Source organism: Luteibacter sp. HAY1-4A, from assembly GCF_056755355.1.
On sequence record NZ_JBNDHZ010000092.1, the window covers coordinates 1 to 4,314 of the forward strand.

General features: G+C 70.2%; 5 protein-coding genes. 3 read left to right on the forward strand and 2 right to left on the reverse strand.

The window, feature by feature from the left end; genetic code table 11:
* Together ACPYOD_RS18940 and modA are read right to left on the reverse strand one after the other, a co-directional pair.
* The coding region (locus ACPYOD_RS18940) for a molybdate ABC transporter permease subunit (RefSeq protein ID WP_481303239.1) at positions 1-419 on the reverse strand (419 nt) is incomplete at its 3' end.
* Between the two features lie 5 nt (positions 420-424).
* Positions 425-1,171, reverse strand: a complete 747-nt coding sequence (gene modA, locus ACPYOD_RS18945) for a molybdate ABC transporter substrate-binding protein (protein WP_481303240.1) — start codon at positions 1,169-1,171, stop codon at positions 425-427.
* Positions 1,172-1,319: 148 nt separating this feature from the next.
* Here modA and ACPYOD_RS18950 point away from each other — a divergent pair, with 148 nt between their 5' ends.
* From ACPYOD_RS18950 to ACPYOD_RS18960, 3 genes are all read left to right on the forward strand, one after another.
* Positions 1,320-2,312, forward strand: coding sequence for an HlyD family secretion protein (locus ACPYOD_RS18950; protein WP_481303241.1), 993 nt, complete (start codon positions 1,320-1,322; stop codon positions 2,310-2,312).
* A gap of 2 nt (positions 2,313-2,314) precedes the next feature.
* On the forward strand, positions 2,315-3,736 hold the full coding sequence (locus ACPYOD_RS18955) for an efflux transporter outer membrane subunit (protein WP_481303243.1): 1,422 nt from the start codon (positions 2,315-2,317) through the stop codon (positions 3,734-3,736).
* A partial coding sequence (locus ACPYOD_RS18960; RefSeq protein ID WP_481303242.1) for an MFS transporter occupies positions 3,733-4,314 on the forward strand: 582 nt, incomplete at its 3' end. The genes ACPYOD_RS18955 and ACPYOD_RS18960, both read left to right, overlap by 4 nt.

Below are 4,314 nucleotides of genomic sequence, written 5' to 3' on the forward strand. Positions count from 1 at the left end.
AGCGGCAAGGACACGCGGAAGAAAGTGGCGGCGGTACCGAGCCCGAGCACACGGGCCGCGTCTTCCAGTTGCGGGTCTACCGCTTCGAACGCGGCGCGCGCGGCTTTCTGCACGAGCGGAAAGGCCACCAGCGTCGACGCGATGACCGCACCCTGCCAAGTGAAGACGAGCTCGATACCCAGCCGGTCGAGCCAGGCACCGAAGGTGCCGCGCCGGCCCAGCAGCACCAGCAGGTAATAGCCCAGCACGGTCGGCGGCAGCACCAGCGGGAGGGTAAGTATCGAATCGACCACTTCGCGCATGTGCGAGCGCCAGCGCGACAGGCCGAAGGCCACCGCGACGCCGAGCACGAGGTTGATCGCGGTCGCCCACAACGCGACCTTGAGCGTGAGCGCCAACGGGATCCAGAGGGAGTCCATGCCCGTCAGGGAGCCTCGAACCCGTAGCGGGCCAGGGTCCGCCTGCCTTCCTGCGACTGGACGAAGGCGATGAAGGATGCGGCTTCCGGAGCCTGCTTCGACCCGGCGACGACGGCGATGGGATAGGTGACCGGCACGGGCGTGGGAAGCGTGGCGACCACGTCCACCCGGTCGCGCATCATGGCCGCGTCCGTGGCAAAGACGATCCCGGCATCCACTTCGCCACGCGCCACATAGTCCAGCGCCTGGCGGACGTTCTGCGCCAGCACGCCCTTGGCCGACACCGTCGTCCACAGGTCCGACGCTTCCAGCGCGGCCTTCGCGTAGCGGCCTGCCGGCACCGAGGCGGGGTCGCCGTAGGCCACCCGCTGCACGCCCTTGTCCGCCAGGGACGCCGGTGACGAAATGGCGACGCGTGGTGCCTTCGGCACGACCAACACCAGTCGGTTGCGGGCGAAATCCACGCGCGATGCCGATTCGACGGCCTTCGCGGCCACGGCCTTGTCCATCGCCGCCTGGTCCGCCGAGGCGAACACGTCGGCCGGCGCGCCGTTGGCGATCTGGCGCATCAGGACGTCCGATGCCGCGAAGTTCAGGACGACGTGCGTGCCGGAGTGGCTGGCTTCGTAAGCCTTGGCGGTGGCGCGGAAGGCGTCGGTGAGGCTGGCGGCGGCCGAAACGACGAGATCGGCGGCACCGGCGAGCGGTGAAACCGCCAGCAGGAACAGCGCGATGAGCGGGCCGGAGCGCATGGGCGGTTCCCGAGGGCGGAAGGCTCGCAATATAGGAAGGTATATAGCGGCCGGTCAACGACAAAACCGCCGTGCGGCGACACAGGAATCGCCAAGCTAACTGCGCCCGGCGATGGCAGCGTGTTGGGCTGTCGGGAGGGAAGGCTGCATGAAACACGCGTTGCGCATCATCGGGGGGATGCTCGTGCTCGGCACGCTGGCGGTGCTGCTTTTCTTCTGGCTGGACCGCACCGAGACCACCACCGATGCCTATGTGACCGGGCGCATCCACCCCGTCGCGCCCCGGGTGACGGGCACCGTGCTGACCCTGCATGTGGACGACAACCAGCACGTGCGCGCCGGCGAAGTGCTGCTGGAACTCGACACCCGCGACTTCGACGTGCGGGTGGAGCAGGCCCGTGCGGAGATCGCGCGGGCGAAGGGCCAGGTCGCCAGCGCCGAGGCGCAGGTGGCCGAGGCCACCGCGGCGATCGCGGCCGCCGAAGCCTCGGAGAGAAAGACCACGCTCGACCTGCGCCGCGCCGGAGAACTGGTGAACGAGACGCCGCGCGGCATCTCCCGGCAGGAGTACGACGCGGCGAAGGCCGCGGCCGATTCCGCCGTGGCCAATCGTGCGAGCGCCGTTGCCCGCAAGGTCGCGGCGGTTGCCGCGCGGGAGTCGGCACAGGCGCAGGTGGCGACCGGAGAAGCGGCGCTGCACGATGCGCAGCTCGCGTACGGCTATACCAAGGTCGTCGCACCGGTAAGCGGATACGTCGGCCGGCGCACGGTGGAAGTGGGCGCGCGCGTCACCGCCGGGCAGACCCTCCTCTCGATCGTCTCGGACGAAGTGTGGGTCGTGGCCAATTTCAAGGAAACGCAGCTGGCTGGCATACGCCGTGGCACCGTCGCCCACATGACCGTGGATGCCCTGCCCGATGCGCGCTTCGTCGGCCGCGTGGACAGCATTTCTCCGGCGTCCGGTTCGCAGTTCGCCCTGCTTCCGCCCGACAACGCCACGGGCAATTTCACCAAGGTGGTCCAGCGCGTGCCCGTGAAGATCCTCTTCTCCGCGGACGACCTGAGACGCTACCGCGAGCGCCTGGCGCCGGGCCTGTCGACGGTCGTAAAGATCCGCGCCGGCGGAAACGGCGCGCCGTGACGATGCGCACCGTCCTGCCATGCTTCCTCGTTGCCGCACTGGCGGGTTGCGTCGTCGGGCCCGACTACCGGCGGCCCGAAGCCACGGCGCCCGCGGCATGGCGCGAGGCGACCGCTTCCAGCGCGCCGCTACCCGACCGCTGGTGGGCCCTGTTCGGCGACGAGGAACTGGATCGCCACGTCGAGGCGACGCTCACCGCCAACCAGGATCTCGCCGCCGCGCTGGCCCGCCACGACCGTGTGCGTGCCCTGCTCGGCGTCGCGCGTGCCGATGAATTTCCGGATGTCTCGTTGGATCCGGCCTATGCGCGTGCACGCACATCGGGCACCGTGCAGAACCGCCTTCCCGAACTGGAAACGACGCTGTGGCGCGTGCCCGTCGACGTCGCCTACGAGGTGGACCTGTGGGGACGCGTGCGACGAAGCGTCGAAGCAGCTGGCGCCGACGTGGAGGGCAGCGCGGATGCCGTTGCCGCCCTCCGCCTCAGCCTCGCAGCTACCACGGCGTCCACGTATTTCTCGTTGCGCAACGGCGATCGCGACATCGATGTGCTGGTGCGCACGGTAAGCCTGCGCGAAGACGCGCTTCGCCTGGCGGAGCGGCGTGCCCATGCGGGCGTGGTCGGCGACCTGGACGTGCTGCGCGCCCGCGCCGACCTGACCCAGACGCGTGCCGACCTTGCCGACGCCCGCCGACGCCGCGACAACCTCGAGCACGCGCTCGCAGCGCTAGAGGGACGCAACGCGCCCGACTTCACGCTCGCCGCCCGTGACTGGGAGCCTGTGTTGCCGGAGGTGCCTGCCGGTCTGCCGTCCGCCTTGCTCGAGCGGCGTCCCGATGTGGCCGCGGACGAGCGGGCCCTCGCCGCATCCAGCGCCCGCATCGGCGTGGCGCGAGCCGCGTTCTTCCCGCAGGTACGACTGACCGCGGCAGGCGGTATCGCCAGCGATCGCCTGGGCGACCTCACCAGCGACGACAGCCGCGCGTGGTCGATCGGTCCGGCCGTCCACTTGCCGATCTTCGACGGCGGCCGCAACCGGGCGAACCTCCAGGCGGCCGAAGCGGCGTATCGCGGTGCCCTGGCGAACTGGCGCCAGGGCGGCATCGTCGCCTTTCGCGAAGTGCAGGACGCCCTTACCGACTCGCGCTGGCTTCGCGAGCGCGGCGAGGCACTGGCCGCGACCGTGGAAGCGGCCACGTCGGCGGCGCAGGTCTCGCGTTCGCGCTACGACCGTGGGCTGGCGGGATACTTCGAAGTGGTCGACTCCGAACGGCAGGCGCTGGCCAGCCGGCGCGCGGCCATCCAGAACGACCAGCAGCGCCTGCTCGCCGCCGTCGCATTGATCAAGGCCCTCGGCGGCGGCTGGCACGAAGGCGACGCGGTGCCGCGGCAGCCCGTGGCATCGGCCGGAGCGGCACAATGAATGCCACCGCCCAGGCCGTCGCAGCGCCAGCGGCACCTCCGGCTCCCCTGCCCTGGCTCGGTATCGTCGCGGTGCTGGTAGGTGCCGTGGCCACGACGCTCACGTCCCGGCTGACCTCCATCGGCCTTGCCGACGTGCGCGGCGCGATCGGCGCCGGCTTCGACGAAGGGGCCTGGATCCCGACGGCGTTCTCCGCGGCCCAGATGATGATCGGACCGCTGGCGATCTTCCTTGGTCGTGCCTTCACCCCGCGCCGGGTGCTCCTCACCGGTTGCGTGGTGTATGGCCTGGCCGAGCTCCTGCTGCCCCTGGCTCCCGACCTGCGCACGTTCCTGTTGCTGCAGGTGCTGGCAGGCCTGGGCTCCGGCACGTTCATCCCTCTGACCGCGGCCTTCATCCTGGTCAGCCTGCCGCGCTCGCTGTGGCCCTGGGGCCTTGCGGCATATGCCATGAACATCATCCTCGGACTGAACGTGGCGTCGTCGCTGGAGGGGTGGTACCTGGAGCACGCCACATGGCACTGGGTCTTCTGGCAGAACACCGTGGTGGCCGGTCCGCTCTTCGTACTGTATTGGTTC

What these genes read in the sequence shown, in the direction of transcription:
- ACPYOD_RS18955 (WP_481303243.1), top strand. Translation starts at nt 2,315, where the DNA reads ATGCGCACCGTCCTGCCATGCTTCCTCGTTGCCGCACTGGCGGGTTGC.
- modA (WP_481303240.1), bottom strand. Translation starts at nt 1,171, where the DNA reads ATGCGCTCCGGCCCGCTCATCGCGCTGTTCCTGCTGGCGGTTTCACCG.
- ACPYOD_RS18950 (WP_481303241.1), top strand. Translation starts at nt 1,320, where the DNA reads ATGAAACACGCGTTGCGCATCATCGGGGGGATGCTCGTGCTCGGCACG.